Origin of the sequence: Vreelandella sulfidaeris (genome assembly GCF_042429665.1) — a bacterium.
Taxonomy (GTDB): Bacteria; Pseudomonadota; Gammaproteobacteria; order Pseudomonadales; family Halomonadaceae; genus Vreelandella.
The window spans coordinates 129,783-146,717 of sequence record NZ_JBHMAC010000013.1; the positions used below are offsets into that span (position 1 = coordinate 129,783).

The 16,935-nt window shown below is 55.7% G+C and carries 15 protein-coding genes; 11 read left to right on the forward strand and 4 right to left on the reverse strand.

Annotated features, from left to right (window positions below):
- Nucleotide 1: 1 nt before the first annotated feature.
- A complete protein-coding gene (locus ACFFLD_RS15205; RefSeq protein ID WP_386041807.1) occupies nt 2–697 on the reverse strand; it encodes an extensin-like domain-containing protein in 696 nt (231 codons plus the stop codon).
- 137 nt (nt 698–834) lie between these two features.
- Between ACFFLD_RS15205 and gmk the strand changes: the two genes are divergently transcribed.
- From gmk to ACFFLD_RS15225, 4 genes are all read left to right on the forward strand, one after another.
- Entirely contained in the window at nt 835–1,467 is a 633-nt protein-coding gene (gene gmk, locus ACFFLD_RS15210) for a guanylate kinase (RefSeq protein WP_386041809.1), read from the forward strand.
- Nucleotides 1,468–1,554: 87 nt separating this feature from the next.
- Complete coding sequence (gene rpoZ, locus ACFFLD_RS15215; RefSeq protein ID WP_071694803.1) at nt 1,555–1,812, forward strand: DNA-directed RNA polymerase subunit omega; 258 nt, start codon at nt 1,555–1,557, stop codon at nt 1,810–1,812.
- A gap of 32 nt (nt 1,813–1,844) precedes the next feature.
- Nucleotides 1,845–3,974: a RelA/SpoT family protein gene (locus ACFFLD_RS15220; protein ID WP_386041811.1), complete on the forward strand. Its 2,130-nt coding sequence runs from the start codon at nt 1,845–1,847 to the stop codon at nt 3,972–3,974.
- Nucleotides 3,975–4,117: 143 nt separating this feature from the next.
- The gene (locus tag ACFFLD_RS15225; RefSeq protein WP_386041814.1) at nt 4,118–4,507 is read left to right on the forward strand and encodes a RidA family protein; all 390 of its coding nucleotides are present in this window, start codon (nt 4,118–4,120) and stop codon (nt 4,505–4,507) included.
- Between the two features lie 11 nt (nt 4,508–4,518).
- Here the strand turns inward: ACFFLD_RS15225 and ACFFLD_RS15230 are convergent, their stop codons facing one another.
- The gene (locus tag ACFFLD_RS15230; protein WP_386042857.1) at nt 4,519–5,400 is read right to left on the reverse strand and encodes an SDR family oxidoreductase; all 882 of its coding nucleotides are present in this window, start codon (nt 5,398–5,400) and stop codon (nt 4,519–4,521) included.
- Nucleotides 5,401–5,567: 167 nt separating this feature from the next.
- On the opposite strand from ACFFLD_RS15230, the gene ACFFLD_RS15235 reads away from it, so the two are divergent.
- Both ACFFLD_RS15235 and recG read left to right on the forward strand, forming a co-directional pair.
- Complete coding sequence (locus ACFFLD_RS15235; RefSeq protein ID WP_386041816.1) at nt 5,568–6,497, forward strand: hydrogen peroxide-inducible genes activator; 930 nt, start codon at nt 5,568–5,570, stop codon at nt 6,495–6,497.
- On the forward strand, nt 6,494–8,572 hold the full coding sequence (recG, locus tag ACFFLD_RS15240) for an ATP-dependent DNA helicase RecG (RefSeq protein WP_386041818.1): 2,079 nt from the start codon (nt 6,494–6,496) through the stop codon (nt 8,570–8,572). Before ACFFLD_RS15235 ends, recG begins: the two co-directional genes overlap by 4 nt.
- Before the next feature lie 9 nt (nt 8,573–8,581).
- Here recG and yccS read toward each other — a convergent pair whose 3' ends face one another.
- Nucleotides 8,582–10,792 carry a YccS family putative transporter gene (yccS, locus tag ACFFLD_RS15245; RefSeq protein WP_386041820.1) on the reverse strand — a complete coding sequence of 737 codons (2,211 nt, stop codon included), beginning with the start codon at nt 10,790–10,792 and terminating at the stop codon, nt 8,582–8,584.
- A 185-nt stretch (nt 10,793–10,977) separates the two neighbouring features.
- Here yccS and ACFFLD_RS15250 point away from each other — a divergent pair, with 185 nt between their 5' ends.
- The 5 genes from ACFFLD_RS15250 (at nt 10,978) to ACFFLD_RS15270 (ending at nt 16,009) form a co-directional block, all read left to right on the forward strand.
- Nucleotides 10,978–11,793, forward strand: a complete 816-nt coding sequence (locus ACFFLD_RS15250; protein WP_386041822.1) for a DUF3100 domain-containing protein — start codon at nt 10,978–10,980, stop codon at nt 11,791–11,793.
- Nucleotides 11,783–12,277 carry a hypothetical protein gene (locus tag ACFFLD_RS15255; protein ID WP_386041824.1) on the forward strand — a complete coding sequence of 165 codons (495 nt, stop codon included), beginning with the start codon at nt 11,783–11,785 and terminating at the stop codon, nt 12,275–12,277. Before ACFFLD_RS15250 ends, ACFFLD_RS15255 begins: the two co-directional genes overlap by 11 nt.
- A 10-nt stretch (nt 12,278–12,287) precedes the next feature.
- Entirely contained in the window at nt 12,288–13,445 is a 1,158-nt protein-coding gene (locus tag ACFFLD_RS15260; RefSeq protein ID WP_386041827.1) for a M20 aminoacylase family protein, read from the forward strand.
- A gap of 78 nt (nt 13,446–13,523) precedes the next feature.
- On the forward strand, nt 13,524–14,462 hold the full coding sequence (locus ACFFLD_RS15265) for an NAD(P)-dependent oxidoreductase (RefSeq protein ID WP_386042859.1): 939 nt from the start codon (nt 13,524–13,526) through the stop codon (nt 14,460–14,462).
- Entirely contained in the window at nt 14,459–16,009 is a 1,551-nt protein-coding gene (locus tag ACFFLD_RS15270) for an aldehyde dehydrogenase family protein (RefSeq protein ID WP_386041829.1), read from the forward strand. Before ACFFLD_RS15265 ends, ACFFLD_RS15270 begins: the two co-directional genes overlap by 4 nt.
- On the opposite strand, the gene ACFFLD_RS15275 is transcribed toward ACFFLD_RS15270, so the two are convergent.
- Complete coding sequence (locus ACFFLD_RS15275; RefSeq protein ID WP_386041831.1) at nt 15,988–16,935, reverse strand: LysR family transcriptional regulator; 948 nt, start codon at nt 16,933–16,935, stop codon at nt 15,988–15,990. The genes ACFFLD_RS15270 and ACFFLD_RS15275 overlap by 22 nt on opposite strands.

The window sequence follows — 16,935 nt, forward strand, 5'->3', positions numbered from 1 at the left end:
CTTAGCGACAAAGACCAAAGCCGCGCATGCCCATATGAAAATGATCGGCATGCGCGGCGTTATACTCAGGCCCCAGCACATTGCCGAAGGTGTCGCAGGCACCATCCCGCGCAGCGCGTAAAAACGCTCCGACCTCGCCTTCATCTTTCCAGTCATTAATAAGCGTCACTCGCTGTCCGTTCTCGAACTGAAATCCCACCACATCCAGTGCTTCGGCGGTGGCATGTTCACTGCGCCTGCCCGTTTCACGACCGTATACGTTACGACAGGCAAAGCTGCCCACGTGGTTAACCTGGCTCACTCGGCTGCCCATGATCTGTTCGGCGGCGGGTTGAAGCGCGTGACGCTCATACATGACCCACGCTAACGCCATGGGGCAAGACGCCACGAAGCTTTGATTAAACGCAACACCACTCGACTGCATGCGCACGATATTGGTGAGTGGGCAGCTCGCTGTGGGTGAGTAATCCGCAAGCGGCGTATAGCGCAGCTCGCCTTCTGGTACCGTGTCCAGGGCGGCTAAACAACCTTCACGGTCATCTGCTAGGCGATTTAGCTTAAACTGAGTCACTGGCGTAATCGGATCATCGATATGAAGCGGCGCCCACGGCGCCCACTGACGGGGAATCTCGATGATGCCCTTTTGTAGAGCAACCCCGAGGGCGATCAATGCCACGATAAAAAGCGTACTGCGCATGCCTAACTCCCTGTATGTTATCGCCAACGCTACAGTCGCAGCGATGGGTATGCGATACTGCGCAGCCTTGCTGCTCTGCTGCAGTCACTTGCGTTATTTTCGCCACTTATTTTTGCTAACTGAAGGGAACGCGCGTCATGCCCCAAGGTACGCTTTTTATCGTTTCTGCCCCCTCGGGTGCTGGCAAGACTAGCTTGGTACGTGAGCTAATTGAAAGCCTCGACGGAATCCAAGTGTCCGTATCGCACACCACCCGCGCCAAGCGCGAGGGTGAAGTGAATGGTGTGAATTACCATTTTACCCATGTGGGCGAGTTTGAAGCGATGATCGCGCGTGGCGAGTTTTTTGAGTATGCCAACGTCTTTGATAATTACTACGGCACCTCGCGCCAGGCGGTAGAGCAATTGTTGGCAGCCGGGCAGGACGTCATTCTGGAAATTGACTGGCAGGGCGCTCAGCAAGTGCGCAAGCAAATGCCGGATGCGGTGTCTATTTTTATTCTACCGCCCTCGCGTGAGGAGCTGGAACGCCGCTTGGCCAGCCGTGGCACTGATGAGCATGCGGTGATTGCCCGGCGTATGCGCGATGCGGTAAGTGAAATGTCACATTTTCATGAATATGATTATCTGGTGGTGAACGATGACTTCACGACGGCCCTTCAGGAGCTACAGTCGCTGGTGATCAGTCGACGCTTAAGCTGCCCGGTGATGAGCGAGCGTCATGCACCGCTATTGGATGCGCTCTTGTCACAGGCGCCTGCGGTCGAGTAATCTAGCAGGTCACTACTCTTTTTCACTGGGTCGGCACCGTGCTTTTTAACGGCGTCGGCCCGGTTTCGTCATAACAGGAAGGCTCCCATGGCTCGCGTAACCGTTGAAGATTGTCTTGATCATGTTGAAAACCGTTTCAAGCTGGTGATGATTTCCACCCAGCGTGCGCGCCAACTGGCTCGCGGTTCACGCGATGCGCTGCTGCCTTGGGAAAACGACAAGCCTACGGTAATGGCGCTGCGTGAAATTGCAGCAGGCCTGGTGGATCACACGGTGCTGGACGAGCCTGTTGAAGCCGCTGTGCGTCCGCGTCCCGCTATGGCACCAACTCATATCGACGATTAACATTTACAACGACACCGATAGAGGCGCGGTAGATGTTCACCATTGATGACCTGGCCGATCGACTCGGCGGCTATTTACCCCCGGATGAAATCCAGCAGGTCAAGCGCGCCTTCTACTATGCTGAGCAGGCTCATGATGGCCAGCGGCGGCGGTCCGGTGAGCCTTACGTTACCCACCCCTTAGCGGTAGCGAACATTCTTGCCAATATGCACATGGACCATCAAAGCCTGATGGCTGCCATGCTGCATGACGTTATTGAAGATACCGGTGTCTCCAAAAAGGCGCTGGAGGCTCAGTTTGGTAAGCCAGTGGCAGAGCTGGTGGACGGGGTCTCCAAACTGACCCAAATCACCTTCGAAGATAAAGCGGTCGCCCAGGCAGAAAACTTCCAGAAAATGGTGCTGGCGATGTCGCGCGATATCCGCGTCATCATTGTTAAGTTGGCCGACCGGCTGCATAACATGCGCACCCTGGGGGCCTTACGTCCGGATAAAAAACGCCGCATTGCCCGGGAAACCCTGGAGATCTACGCCCGCATTGCGGGTCGTCTGGGGATTAACACCATTCGTGTGGAGCTTGAAGATCTTTCCTTTCAGGCGATTCATCCCATGCGTGCGGAGCGCATTAAGCGGGCGGTAGGCAATGCGCGTGGCCACCGCCGCAGCGCCATGCGCGAAATCCAGCAGTCACTGCAAAAAAGTTTGGACGAAGACGAGCTTAACGGCACGGTGATTGGTCGCCAGAAGCATTTGCTGTCGATCTATAAAAAAATGCGCGACCAGCGTAAGCCGTTTGCTGAAATCATGGATGTGTTCGGGTTTCGCATTATTGCTGAGGATGTGGCCAGCTGCTACCGCATTTTGGGCGTGGTACATAACCTCTATAAACCCGTCCCTGGGCGTTTCAAGGACTATATTGCGATTCCCAAGGCGAATGGTTACCAGAGCCTGCACACCACACTATTTGGTTTTCGTGGCATGCCCATTGAAGTGCAAATACGCACTCGTGAAATGGAAGCGATGGCCAATAACGGGATTGCTGCCCATTGGCTTTATAAAGCCGGACAAACGACCCATCCGATTGCTGAAGGAAGCCACGCGCGGGCCCGGGCCTGGGTAAAAGGCCTGTTGGAAATGCAGCGCCATGCGGGCGACTCATTAGAGTTTATTGAACACGTTAAAAACGATCTTTTCCCCGACGATATTTACGTATTTACGCCTAAAGGCGACATCATGGAGCTTCCCCAAGGAGCGACCGTGATTGACTTCGCCTACACGGTACATACCGATATTGGTAATAACTGCATCGCCTGTCGTATTGATCGCCATCTGGCACCGCTTTCAACGCGTTTAGAGAGTGGTCAGACGCTTGAAATCATTACCGCTCCCGGCGCGCGTCCCAATCTTGCCTGGCTTAACTTTGTGACCACGGCGAAGGCGCGCTCAGCGATTCGTCATGCGCTTAAATATCAACAGCAAACCGAAGCGGTGATGCTGGGACGGCGGCTGCTTAATAAAGCCTTGGCGCCCTACGACACCAGCCTGGAAGAGTTGGATGAAAGTGTGATTCAGCGGGCTTTCAAGGAGCTGGATGTGACGTCCGAAGAGTCGCTCCTGGAGTCGTTGGGGTTGGGCAACCGCATGACGCACGTGGTCGCACGACGGTTAGTCGATGCAGCGCACGGTGATAGCTATGAGCATCCGGCCGTTGGTGATGGCAACAAAGCGGTCATGATCAGTGGCAGTGAAGGCATGGTGATTAACTTCGCGCGCTGCTGTCATCCGTTACCCGGCGATCCGGTGGTGGGTCATATTTCGATCGGTAAAGGCTTAGTGGTTCATCGCGCTGAGTGTAAAAACGTGGTGGATAAAAATGATCCCGATAAGCTCTTCGCGCTTGAGTGGTCGGACACCATTGATGAAGACTTCCCGGTTGCGCTGCGGATCGAAATTGAAAGCCGGCGAGGCCTGGTTGCCGAACTAGCCGGGCTGGTGACGGATGCCGACGCCAATATCGAACGGATTGGCATTGAAGAACGTGATGCACGCCTTTCATCAGTGAATTTGACGCTGTCAGTAAAAGGGCGTGTCCACCTGGCGCGGATTATCAAACGTATCCGCAACCTTCCCAATGTCGGCAAGATTACTCGACTCGCCAATTAATTTCCCTCATTGACGACACGCTGACCTGATGTCGGCGGTGGCTTCTATTGGGGGAGCGGCAAGCGTCCAACATATAACTCACAACGTATTAGTTACAACATACAAGTTACAACGTATTACTCACTACAGGAGCGACACCACCTATGAGCAATAAGGCTGTTATCAACACCAGCAAGGCCCCCGCTGCGATTGGCCCATATTCACAGGCGATTAAAGCGGGCAACACGGTTTATCTTTCGGGACAGATTCCGCTAGACCCTGCCACGATGGCGATTGTTTCCGAGGATTTCGAAGCCCAGGCACGCCAGGTCTTCACAAATCTGCAGGCAGTCTGTGAAGAGGCGGCGGGGTCGCTAAGCGATATTGTGAAGTTGAACCTATACCTGGTGGACTTGGATAATTTTGCGATCGTTAACCAAGTCATGGAGGAGTTCTTTAACGCTCCCTTCCCTGCACGGGCGGCGGTTGGCGTGAAATCACTCCCCAAAGGTAGTCAGGTAGAAGCAGAAGCGGTCATGGTCATTGGTGACTAAACCGATTGCGTCTAGGCTTTGTTGACCTCTAGAAAACCGCCCTCTTTCAGCACCTGGGCATAGCCTTCGCGATAGCTGGGGAAACGGAACTGATAGCCAGTGTCGAGAACGCGCTGGTTATCGCAGCGTTTGCTGGTGCGGCGACGCAAGGGCGACTGCATGGTATTTGTTGCATCTACTTTCAACTGCTTTGCTAGCCACATCATCACGTTATGCATGGTGACCGGCTCGCAATCGCTGCCCAGGTAAACGTCAGACGGTGTCTGGCCGCTTTCCTGATAGCGAATCAGATGAGCGATAATACCGGTGCAGTCGTCGCGATGAATGCGATTTGAGTAAATCACAGGAGTGATCGCGGCAACGCGGCCTTCGGCAACTTGATGAATCAGCCGATCGCGGCCTGGGCCGTAAATGCCGGAAAAACGGATGACGGTGCCGGGCAGCGTATGGTTGATCAATGCCTGTTCTGCGTCGCACATCAGGTTGCCGGAAAAACTGGTCGACTCCGTAGGACTCTCTTCGTTAACAGCTTCGCCTTCCTGCTGGCCATAAACGCTGGTGGAGGAAACGAAGAAGATGCGCCGCGGCGGTTTTTTGTGCTGTTCCATTACTTTCAGCACGTTTTTTAGACCGTCGGGATAGGCGCTTTGATACGCGCTCTCTTCGAAACGGTCGGCGCTGACGGTATATACCACATAGTCGGCGTGGGGAAGGCTGGCGGCATTGGCATCTTCGAGGTCGTTCAAGTCCAGTTTTAGCGGTTTAATACCGGTGCCTTTTAAGGCCTCGACGTTGCGACGTAAGCCAATCACCTGGTGCCCTTCATTGAGTAATTCGCGCCCAAGGTTGATCCCTATATCGCCACAGCCGATAATCAGTATGGTTAGCTTCACCATGCACACTCCTCTTGATTAATATTCCCTATTAGATACAAAGTCTCTACCAAATATGACATTGTCTGATGAGACGTCTGTCGGCAGAGCTTGCTTGTCCTTTTCCGTCCCGCTGACTGTCATGATTTAGTCACGAGCTGCTACGAGAGGATGCCACTGGCACCGCTATGACTTTAACAGAACTTCGCTACATCGTAACCCTCGCTCAGGAGCGCCACTTTGGTCGTGCGGCAGAACGTTGTCACGTCTCGCAGCCCACGCTTTCCGTCGCGGTAAAGAAATTGGAAGAGGAGCTAGATACGCCGCTATTTGAGCGTTCCAAGTCCACGGTACAGGTCACGCCACTCGGGGAAAAAATCGTTGCCCAGGCGCAGCGGGTGCTCGAGCAGAGCACGCTAATTTTTGAGCTGGCAAGTTCAGGTAAAGATCAGTTGGCTAACCCGTTGCGGATCGGGGCGATTTACACGATCGGGCCTTACCTGTTCCCCCATTTAGTGCCCGAGCTTGCCAAGGCGGCGCCACAGATGCCGCTTTACATTGAAGAGGGGATGACGGGCACCCTGCGCGCCAAGCTAAGAAGTGGTGAGCTGGATGTGATTATTGTAGCACTGCCGTTTACCGAGACCGATGTTGTCACCAAGACGATTTATGAAGAAGCCTTTGAGGTGTTAATGCCCGCCAATCACCCTTGGGTGGCGCGCGATGCGATCAATAAAGAAGATCTACTTGAAGAGCGGCTGTTGTTATTAGGCGAAGGCCACTGTTTCCGTGATCAAATCCTGGAAGCCTGCCCGGCGATTACCCAAAAGCTCAATAGTCCTCACAACACGCTAATCGCGGAAGGGGGCTCGCTGGAAACCATTCGCCATATGGTAGCCTCTCGGCTGGGTATTACAGTGCTTCCGCAGTCCGCGTTAGGTACTAACCAATATGAAAATGCCATGTTGGCCAGCCGTCCCTTTGTGGACCCGGCACCGTCCAGAAGTGTGGCGATTGCCTGGCGGGCCAGCTTCCCCCGGCCCAAAGCGATTGAGGCGCTGATTCAGGCGATCAGCCACTGTCAGCAGCCCACCAAGGCCGTGAAAAGCGTCCCATGAGTGACCTCTTGGCCCCCGTTACCGCGCTGAAAGGTGTCGGCGAAGCGCTAGCATTAAAGCTTGGTCGGCTGGGGGTAGAGCGTGTCAGCGATCTACTGTTTCATCTGCCGCTGCGCTATCAGGATCGTACCCGCTTAACGCCCATTGGGTTACTGCGCGCTGGGCAAGAAGCGGTTATTGAGGGGGAGGTCACCGCCTGCGATGTCGTCAAGGGGCGTCGCCGCAGCCTGCTGGTACGGTTACGCGATGCCAGCGGTATCTTGAGCCTGCGCTTTTTCCACTTCTCGCCTGCTCAACAGCAGCAGTTGCGCCCCGGTGCCACCGTGCGGGCCTTTGGTGAAGCGCGGGCTGGGGCCACCGGTTTAGAAATTTATCACCCTGAATACCGGCTTAGTGGCGGCAGCGAAACGCCGGTGGAAGAATATTTCACGCCTATTTATCCCACCACCGAGGGCCTGAATCAGCCACGCCTGCGGGCCTTGGCCCAGCAAGCGCTTGGGCTATTGGATGACGCCCCACACGCCTTGCCAGATGTGATTCCCGATACGTTACTTCAGCGCTTTCAACTACCGGGGCTTCACGCCAGTTTGCACTTGTTGCACCAGCCGCCCCCCGACGTGAATATCGATCAGTTAACCAGCGGTCAGCATCCGGCTACCCGCCGTCTGGCGCTAGAAGAGTTGCTCGCCCATCAATTAAGCCTGCGCGAAGTACGTCTGCGTATACAGGCGGATGGCGCGTCCTCCTTGCCTTCCGGGCGAAGCCTGCAGGCACGCTTTTTGGCTCAACTGCCGTTTGCCTTAACCGGCGCCCAGCGGCGCGTGTTGGAAGAAATAAGCCACGACTTAGGCCGCCCGGCTCCCATGTTGAGGCTAATCCAAGGCGACGTTGGTTCGGGTAAAACCGTGGTAGCCGCCATGGCGGCTCTGAGTGCCCTGGCGGGTAACTGCCAGGCAGCCATCATGGCGCCCACGGAAATCCTTGCTGAGCAGCACTATCGCTCATTTAAAGCCTGGTTCGAGCCGCTGGGTATCGAAGTGGCGTGGCTGGCAGGCAAGCTCAAGGGTAAAGCGAGGCTGGATGCCAAGGCGGCGATTGCCGATGGACGTGCGCGCATGGTGGTGGGCACCCACGCGCTGTTCCAGGATGATGTGCACTTTCAGTGTTTGGGGCTAGCGATCATCGATGAGCAGCATCGTTTTGGTGTGCATCAGCGCTTGGCACTACGCGAGAAGGGCGAAGCGGGAGGCCTTACGCCACACCAGCTAATCATGACTGCGACGCCGATCCCTCGCACCCTGGCCATGAGCGCCTATGCGGATCTGGATGTCTCGGTGATCGACGAACTACCGCCCGGCCGAACGCCGGTGAAAACCGTCGTGGTCCCCGACGAGCGACGCCCCGAAGTGGTAGAGCGCATTCGGCTCGCCTGCAGCGAAGGCCGCCAGGCGTACTGGGTATGTACGCTGATTGATGAATCCGAGGTGTTGCAGTGCCAGGCCGCCGAGGTTACCCGCGATGAGTTGACCGTAGCGCTGCCCGAGTTGGCCGTAGGCTTGGTTCATGGGCGCATGAAGTCGAGCGAGAAAGCCGAGGTAATGACCGCCTTTAAAGCGGGCGAACTGGATTTGCTGGTGGCTACCACGGTGATTGAAGTGGGGGTCGATGTGCCCAACGCCAGCCTGATGATTATCGAAAACCCCGAGCGCCTAGGGCTTTCGCAGCTTCACCAGTTACGCGGACGGGTAGGGCGTGGCAGCACGGAGAGCTTCTGCGTGCTGCTTTATCATCCGCCGCTGTCCAAAAGCTCACGCCAGCGTTTGGCCGTCATGCGCGAAACCACCGATGGCTTTCGCATCGCCGAAAAAGACCTGGAGATCCGTGGCCCCGGTGAAGTGCTCGGTACCCGACAAACCGGCCTTGCCCAGATGAAAATTGCCGACCTGGAGCGCGATGCAGACCTGTTGGAGCGGGTGAGCGCCCTGGCGCAAACGCTCCAAGGCGAAAAAAACGTCACTAGCGTGCTGGTTCGCCGCTGGCTGGGCGAAGCGGCGGGGCGCTATGGGCAGGTGTGAGCGTTGTGGTTAAGCGTTAGCGGTGTCGCTGCTTGGTACGGACGCGTCAATCTCCACCAATCGATTAGCGGCTTCAGCTAGCGGTGGTAACTGTGCCGTGATCAAGCGTAGCTGGCTCTGGATAGGGCGATAGGGAGTCATGGCCTGTTCATCTGAACTCACCCCCTTCTGTGCATCAAGCTGGGTTAATAACTCATTGGCTTGATCCGTTAGCGACTTAACCGGCTGGCGCTTATTGAGTTGTTCAGCGATCTGACCCAAATACTCATCGATACGTTTGGCCACCGGTACCAGCGTGGCGTCGTCTTCATCGTCAGCTAACTGGTGACGATGAGCACCCAGCGCAGAAAGGTGGCTAAGGAGAGTGTTGGATAACACCAGAAAGCGTAGTCCGTTGTCCGCATCCAGCTTACGGTAGTGCCCCGGTTCATGAAGCATATTCGTGAGCAGAGTAGAGAGCGCCGCGTCAGCGTTATGGGCGTTGCGCCGCGCAAGCCGGTAAGCCAAGTCATCCTGTTTGCCCGCTGCGTACTGATGAATAATCTCTTCCAGGTAGCGGCGATGGTTATTCAAGGTATGGGCAGCCTCGCGGTACAGCCTGCGCCCCTGCCAGTCGGGCAGAATGAAAAATACGGCCAACCCTGCGATGAGCGAGCCAATCAAGGTGTCGAATAGACGCGGCAAGATAAGGTTAAAGCCGTCACCTACCTGATTGAAACTACATAAGACCAATAGCGTGATAGACGCCGTGGCGATCACATAGTGCTTTTCGCGATTAGCGAAGAAAGAAACGCCCGCGGCGACGGCGATCATGCTTTGCACCAGCGGATGCGGAAAAAGGCTGATAGACACCCAGCCCAGCACCAGACCCAGCACCGTGCCAATAATCCGTTGAGACAGAAACCGCCGGGTGGTGGCGAAGTTGGGGCGGCATACAAACAGCGTGGTGAGCAGAATCCAAAAGCCCTGCTCCGGGTCGATCCACTGAAGGAGGCCGTAGCCAATCATCAATGCGATAGAGAGCCGCACGGCGTGGCGAAAGGTGGGAGAGCCAAGCGTAAAGTTAAGGCGTACCCGTTTCCATGCTTCAAGCAGCGACGAGGGGGAGCGATCATACAGGGAACTGTCCCGGCGTTCTTCGCTGGCATCGGGATTATGCGCACTGGCGAGCTGGCTTTCCAGAGTCGCCAGATTGTCGGCTAACGCGCTCAGCGGATAAAGCAGCGGACGCCATTCAGGTTTTCCGTGGTCACGCAGGTTGTCGATAGACGCGTGCAGGTCGGCCAGGGCTTCTTCACTTTGCTGGTGATCGAATGGACGGTTGAGCAGCAGCGATTTAGCCAACTGACGACAGGCGCGGCCCTGCTGGTCCAGCAGCCGCTGACAGCGAAATAATACATCATGATGGAAAAATGCTTTGCTGAGGGCGCTGTAGGGGTAGTGGGTGGAACTAGCGCGTTCGTGAATATCCTGAGCGATAAAGTAGATGCGTAGGTAGCGGTTGAGCTTGCGGTCGCCGCGCTGGCCCTCTAAGCGCCTGAAAATCATTTCCTTGGCTTGGTTAAGTGCATCGACCACCTTACCGTTCTGGCGTGCTAATGCCACCCGGCGTGCTTCCACATCAACACCGCGTACCGGCTCAAAAAGCGCTGATTTCAGTATTAAGAACTCGCCTAGCGCCTTGTATACCCGTGCCATGCTCTGCTTGACCGGCTGGCGTGAAAACAGTGCGCACCATACTACCGATATTAGCCCATACCATACGGCTCCGGCCAAGAGCAGCAGTTGGCGGGCCGCCACGTCTTCATCCACCCCACCGTGCTGTTCAATGTTGATCATCGAGTAAATCGACAGTATCAGCGTGCCCGACGCAATCGTGGCGTAGCGTTGGCCAATGGCACCGAGCATGATCAGCGTAAAGGATGACATCCCCAGTCCGATGACAAACAGCCACGGCCATGGAAATAGCCACTGCACAATAAACGAGGCCGAGGTGAAGCAAATCAGCGTTACCAACAGGGCTTGCAAGCGACCTTGCCAGCTATCATCGGTTTCAGACAGCGCGCAGGCGATAATTCCCAGGAAAAGCGGGATCACCAGCGCCACATTCCCCATTAGGCCGCTGAACAGCAGCGCTCCGCTGAACGCTATAAACACGCGTAGGCTGTAGGCGAACTTATCGAGAGTCCAGAGGCGCCGAAGCGGCAGCGAAATAGGCATTAAAAGCTCTTATGGGTAATTGTTAGACTTTAGTATAAATAGGTAGGTGTTAGATGTCGCTACCTTCGCTCTCAACGGTTGCGTGTTTTAAAACGTGTTCTAAAAAATAGTGCATTAAAGCCCTATGATTGAAACGATAACCTTTCGATACTCGGAGTCACTCTAAAAAAAACAGGGACACTCTGATGGATCTTAAACTTTTGCTGAACTGGCGCCTTCACCTTACTGTGATTGTGACGTCGATGTTTGCCGAATGGATCGGCATTGTACGCATTCCCTTGGGCCCGGGGACACTGCTGTTACTTCCCCTGCTCTACGCTTTTGTGATTGGCGTTCTGTTCAACCCTCATCTTTTCTCCGCCATGGGTAAGGTGATTCCCAGGCCGGTCAGCGATGCGGCAGGCCCGATTATTTTGATTGCTATTTTGCCGTTTATTGCCAAGTTTGGCTCTACTATTGGCCCCGCCATCGAGCAAATTATCGCTGCTGGCCCCGCGCTGATCCTCCAGGAACTAGGCAATCTGGGCACTATGCTGATCGCGCTGCCCTTTGCGGTTTTAGTTCTCAAAATGGGGCGTGAAGCCATTGGCGCCACCTACTCTATCGCCCGTGAACCTAATATTGCCATTATTTCAGACCGTTATGGGCTAAGAAGCCCGGAGGGCATCGGTATTATGGGGGTTTATGTGGTGGGTACCATGTTTGGTACGCTCTACTTCGCGCTAATGGCGGGTTACATCGCGTCGCTGGATATTCTTGATGTTCGTGCACTGGCCATGGCCTGCGGGGTGGGCAGTGGCAGTATGGTAGCGGCGTGTTCGGCGGCCTTGGCTGAAGTCGTGCCTGGCTCGAAAGATGAGCTGCTTGCGTTTGCAGGGGCCAGCAACCTGCTTACCTATGCTACCGGTCTGTATATCTCACTATTTATCGCGTTACCGGTGACCGAGTGGATGTATAAGCGCTTAACAGGTTCACGCCAGGAGGTTCGCCATGAAAGCTAATGAGAGTACGGTCGATCAGTTCGACGCTGAAGCGCTTAAAGAGCTTCGTCCGGAAAACCAGCTTGGTAAAACCGCGCTGGTACTGGCAGCGGTGTGTATCGCGGCGTGGTTTAGCAATATCGTCAACGGTTCTCCGTTGTTAGATGCGCTTCCAGGCATGTTGATTCTATATGTCATGGTTATCATTGGTTTGGTGATAGGCCGGCTGTGTCCTTTTTACCTGCCCAGCGTCGCGTGGGTCTCGTTGATAAGCATTATTGCCACGTTACCGTTGTTTCCGGGTAATGGTTGGATAATCACTAGTCTCGCGGAGGTGGACTTCCTGGCGGTGGTAACGCCGGTATTGGCTTACGCTGGGCTGGCGCTTACCGGGCGTGAATTCGCCATGTTTAAGCAAACCGGCTGGAAACTGGTGATAGTGGCCTTGCTGGTCTTCACCGGCACGTTTATCGGCTCTGCCGTTGTCGCCCATATCATGCTTTAAGGAGAGGGCGATGACTGCCTTAGTAAATTTACCGAATAGCGAAACATTAAACGCGTGGCGCCACGAGTTTCACCAGCATCCTGAAACTGCGTTTGAGGAGCACCGCACCAGTGCGCGTATTGCCGAGTTGCTGACGGAGTGGGGCTTTGAGGTAACCACCGGGATTGCTGGTACCGGTGTGGTAGCCACCCTGGATGGTGAACAGGGTAAAGGTAAAACCATTGGCCTACGGGCCGATATCGACGCCCTGGATATTCGCGAAGAGACGCAGTTGGCATACGCGTCTCAAACGCCCGGCAAAATGCACGCCTGCGGCCATGATGGTCATACCACCATGCTATTAGGCGCCGCCTGGGCGTTAAAGCAGCAGCCAGCGTTCAAAGGCCGGGTAGTGTTTATCTTTCAGCCCGCTGAAGAGAATGAAGGTGGCGGCCGAGTCATGGTCGAAGAGGGGTTATTTGAGCGCTTCCCTATGGACGCTGTGTATGGCCTGCACAACTGGCCGGGGCTGCCGGTAGGTGTTGCCGCGGTGCACGATACGGATGTGATGGCCGCCTTCGATATCTTCAGCCTAACGTTGACCGGCAAAGGCTGCCACGCGGCGATGCCGCACCTAGGGGTCGATACGGTGCTGGCGAGCTGCCAACTGATTAGCCAATTGCAAGGGTTGGTGAGCCGCGAAACGCCGCCGGACAAATCTGCCGTGCTGAGTATTACCAGTATCAACGCGGGCGATACTTTCAATGTGATTCCCGAGCAGGTAGCGCTTCGCGGCACGCTGCGCTGCTTTGATATGACGCTAAAAGAGCATTTGGAAGCGCGCTTCAAGCAGGCCATTGCCAGCCTAGCTGATTTTCATGGTTTAACGGTCGATTTGGATTACCAGCGTTGTTATCCCGCCACCATTAACACCCCTGAACACGCCCAGCACTGCGCCGCGGTGCTTGAGCGTTTGCTGGGTCGCGATAACGTTCGGCTCAATCCACCGCCAAGTATGGCCTCTGAAGATTTCTCGTTCCTGCTTGCCGAGCGCCCAGGGGCGTATATCTGGATGGGCAACGGTGAGGATTCTGCTTCGCTCCATAACCCGCACTATGACTTCAACGATGCGCTGTTACCGCTAGGAGCACGCTACTGGGTAGAGCTGGTAAGGGCGCTACTCGTTTAACCCAAGATCGTTACTTAATTCGCCTTATTCGCTCTCTAATGCCTGCTGGGTAGGGGAGCGTCTACGCCAAATATCAACATCGAACATAGCGTCTGGTTACCCAAAAGGCGCTTAGGGGATTTTAGAATGTCTTTAACCATTACGGTCATTGGGCTGGGGCAGATGGGCGGCAATATGGCGCTCACTCTTAAAGCCGCCGGATTTGCAGTGACCGGCAGCGATGTATTTGAAGCCGCACGTTCAAGGCTCGACGCGCTCGGCTTAGCCGTCGTTGCTCCTGATGCCCTGCCCACAAGTGACGTTTACTTACTGTCATTGCCCACGTCCGCCCACGTTCGCGAGGTTATTGAGCAGTCTCCTGGCTTACTCACCCTGGCCCCGAAAGGCAGCGTCATTGTTGATACTTCCACCAGCGACCCCGCCGTTAGCCGAGAGCTGGCCGAAAAAGTCGTCGCGGCGGGTCTTCAATGGTTGGATGCTCCTGTTAGCGGTGGTCCAAAAGGCGCGGCCAGCGGCAAGTTGGGTATGTTGTTAGGCGGTGATGAAAGCACTATCGAACGCGTTACGCCCATGCTGGAAGCCATGTCAGCCAAGCGTACCCATGTGGGCGGTGCTGGCAGCGGCCATGTGGTCAAACTCGCTAATAATTATCTCTGCGCGGCACATTTACTGACGACGGCAGAGGCAGTGGCGATGGCATCCAAAGCTGGTGTTGACCCCGCCGCCTGCCTGGCGGGGATCAACAGCGGCTCTGGACGCAGTGCGATAAGCGAGGTGAATTTTCCCGAGTGGGTGCTGAGTGAGCGCTTTGATTCAGGCTTTACCACTGGCTTGATGCGTAAGGATCTGCGTCTGGCACGGGAGGCCGCTGAGCAACTGGGTCTCCCCTTGCCGCTGTTGCAAGCGGTTGTCGATGCCTGGCACGAAAACACCGATTACCCCGTCGATAGCGATGATTTTAACCATATCACCACGCCGATCTTAGCGTGCGCCACGCAAGCGGAGAGCAACGAATGAACGCACTTAGTCAACATGCCTGTGACCAGCTTGCAAAGCTGCTTGAAAACTTCGGTTTAGCCGCTGAAACACCGTTAAGCAACTGGATTGATGGTGGTTTAGTAGCTGGCGAAGGAGAAGTGATCACCCTAATCAATCCGGTCACTGGGGAAACGCTGTTGAGCTATCGCGACGCGGGCGCTGCGCTAATTGAACGTGCGGCTCAGGCGGCTTGGCAAGGACAGCATGAGTGGATGGCGTTAACTGCCAGCGAGCGTGGACGTCGCATGCATGCGGCACTACGTGGGTTAGAGGGTCATGAAGAGGCGCTGGCGCAGTTGGAAAGTGTTGTGGCTGGTAAGCCAATCCGCGACTGCCGGGCTGAGGTTGGCAAAGTGCGGGAGATGTTTGAATACTACGCGGGCTGGTGCGACAAGCAGCATGGCGAAGTGATTCCGGTTCCTACCTCTCATCTTAACTATGTGCGTCATGTGCCCTATGGCGTCGTGGGGCAAATTACCCCCTGGAACGCACCGATGTTTACCTGCGCCTGGCAGCTGGCTCCGGCGATAGCGGCGGGCAATGCGGTAGTATTGAAGCCTTCTGAGCTGACGCCGTTCTCATCGGTGGTGATTGCGAAGCTACTTGAAAATAGCGGCCTTCCTAAAGGGCTTATCAATATCGTCAACGGGCTGGGCAAAACGACTGGTGCAGCGCTGACCGATCACCCCGTCATCAGTAAGCTGGTATTTGTAGGGTCTCCCCAGAGTGGCCGCATGATTGCCGAGGCGGGCGCACGGCGTTTAGTGCCCAGTGTGTTAGAGCTGGGGGGGAAGTCGGCTAATATCGTGTTTGCCGATGCCAAGCTGGATGAAGCCGTCGCAGGCGCCCAGGCCGCTATTTTTGCCGCCGCCGGACAGAGCTGCGTGGCAGGGTCACGCTTACTTATTGAACGCTCGGTTTTTGACGACGTCACGACTCGTCTGGCCAGGGCCGCCGAGCAAATTGAGGTGGGCTTGCCCAGTGATGAAGCGTCCCGTATGGGCCCGCTGCAGAATCGCCGTCAATTTGAGCAGGTCACTCGCATGATCGAAGCAGCAGTGGCGGCAGGCGCACGAGTATTGACGGGGGCTAAGCGCTCGGTGGGGCTGCCAGAGGAAGCTCAGGGCTACTTTATCGCTCCGACCGTGCTGGTCGATGTGACCCCTGATATGGAGATTGCTCAACAAGAGGTATTTGGTCCAGTACTGATCGCCATGGCCTTTGATGATGAAGCTGGGGCGATTCAGCTCGCCAATGACACCCGCTTTGGGTTAGCTGGGGCCGTCTGGAGTCAGGATGTTGCGCGAGCGCATCGTGTGGCGGGGCGCTTGCGAGCCGGAACCGTATGGATCAATAGTTACAAAGCGATCAGCGTGATGTCCCCATTTGGCGGCTTTGGCGACAGTGGTTTTGGTCGCTCCAGTGGCTTGGATGGCCTGCGAGAATATACGGTGCCCCAAAGCGTTTGGGTGGAAACGGCCCCGGAGGCGAGTGTGGCGTTTGGTTACGGTAGCGGTGTTGGTTGATTACTGACGGTCGACTCAGGATTACGGAAGGCTTGCATCCAGCGTTGTAAATGGCGCAGCAGCAGAATACTGGCCTTGGGCTGTTGGCGACCTACGCGTGTCACCATATGGGCTTGGGAACGCTGAAAAAGCGGATCGTCAACCGGGCGCGCGATCAGGCTACCAATTTCAAGGTCATGAGCGACGGCAAAGGCGGGTAACAGGGTAATACCCATGCCGCTGCGTACGTACTGCGCCAACACCACCATGGAGTTAGTGTTCATTGCTAGGCGCGGGGCGATCCGCGCCTGTTGAAAGGCTTGATCAATCATTTGACGCACCCCGTGGGAAGGATCCCACATGGCCATGGGTTGGTCGCTGAGCTGGGTGAGTGTCAATGGACCGGCATGGCTGGCGAGGGGGTGGCTGGGCGACAATATTGCCATCAGTGGCTGCGGGCTGGAGGCCCAGAAGCGAAGCTGAGGATGGGTTCGCTCATGAAACATTAAACCTATATGGCTATGATCATCAACGACGGCTTCAATAATACCTGAGGTGCCCGCGATATGAATATCGAGTTGGATGCCCGCATACAGTTGGGTGAATTCATGCAGGGGGGAGGCGACTAGGTCGCTCACAAATCCTTCGCCGACAGTGAGAGATATCCGGCCGGTTTCCAAGCGTTGATATGCCTCAAGCGAGGCAATGAAATCTTCATCAAGGGTGCCGCGACGCTCGCAGTACGCAAGCAGCATCTCGCCTACCTGGGTAGACGAAATACCCCCCCGGTGACGCTCTATAAGGGTAGCACCCAGGGCTTCTTCCAATAGTAAAATTTGTCGGCTGACTGCCGAAGGCGCAATGTTTAAGCGCGCCGCTGCGCGGCGCACTGAGCCAGACTCAAGGGTAACGCGAAAATACACTAAGCGTTGATGAGGGATGTCCAT

Coding starts and splice junctions, on each gene's coding strand:
- yccS (WP_386041820.1), bottom strand. CDS start 10,792: ATGCCTATTTCGCTGCCGCTTCGGCGCCTCTGGACTCTCGATAAGTTC.
- rpoZ (WP_071694803.1), top strand. CDS start 1,555: ATGGCTCGCGTAACCGTTGAAGATTGTCTTGATCATGTTGAAAACCGT.
- ACFFLD_RS15250 (WP_386041822.1), top strand. CDS start 10,978: ATGGATCTTAAACTTTTGCTGAACTGGCGCCTTCACCTTACTGTGATT.
- ACFFLD_RS15275 (WP_386041831.1), bottom strand. CDS start 16,935: ATGGACATCCCTCATCAACGCTTAGTGTATTTTCGCGTTACCCTTGAG.
- ACFFLD_RS15220 (WP_386041811.1), top strand. CDS start 1,845: ATGTTCACCATTGATGACCTGGCCGATCGACTCGGCGGCTATTTACCC.
- ACFFLD_RS15270 (WP_386041829.1), top strand. CDS start 14,459: ATGAACGCACTTAGTCAACATGCCTGTGACCAGCTTGCAAAGCTGCTT.
- ACFFLD_RS15255 (WP_386041824.1), top strand. CDS start 11,783: ATGAAAGCTAATGAGAGTACGGTCGATCAGTTCGACGCTGAAGCGCTT.
- ACFFLD_RS15205 (WP_386041807.1), bottom strand. CDS start 697: ATGCGCAGTACGCTTTTTATCGTGGCATTGATCGCCCTCGGGGTTGCT.
- ACFFLD_RS15260 (WP_386041827.1), top strand. CDS start 12,288: ATGACTGCCTTAGTAAATTTACCGAATAGCGAAACATTAAACGCGTGG.
- ACFFLD_RS15235 (WP_386041816.1), top strand. CDS start 5,568: ATGACTTTAACAGAACTTCGCTACATCGTAACCCTCGCTCAGGAGCGC.
- recG (WP_386041818.1), top strand. CDS start 6,494: ATGAGTGACCTCTTGGCCCCCGTTACCGCGCTGAAAGGTGTCGGCGAA.
- gmk (WP_386041809.1), top strand. CDS start 835: ATGCCCCAAGGTACGCTTTTTATCGTTTCTGCCCCCTCGGGTGCTGGC.
- ACFFLD_RS15225 (WP_386041814.1), top strand. CDS start 4,118: ATGAGCAATAAGGCTGTTATCAACACCAGCAAGGCCCCCGCTGCGATT.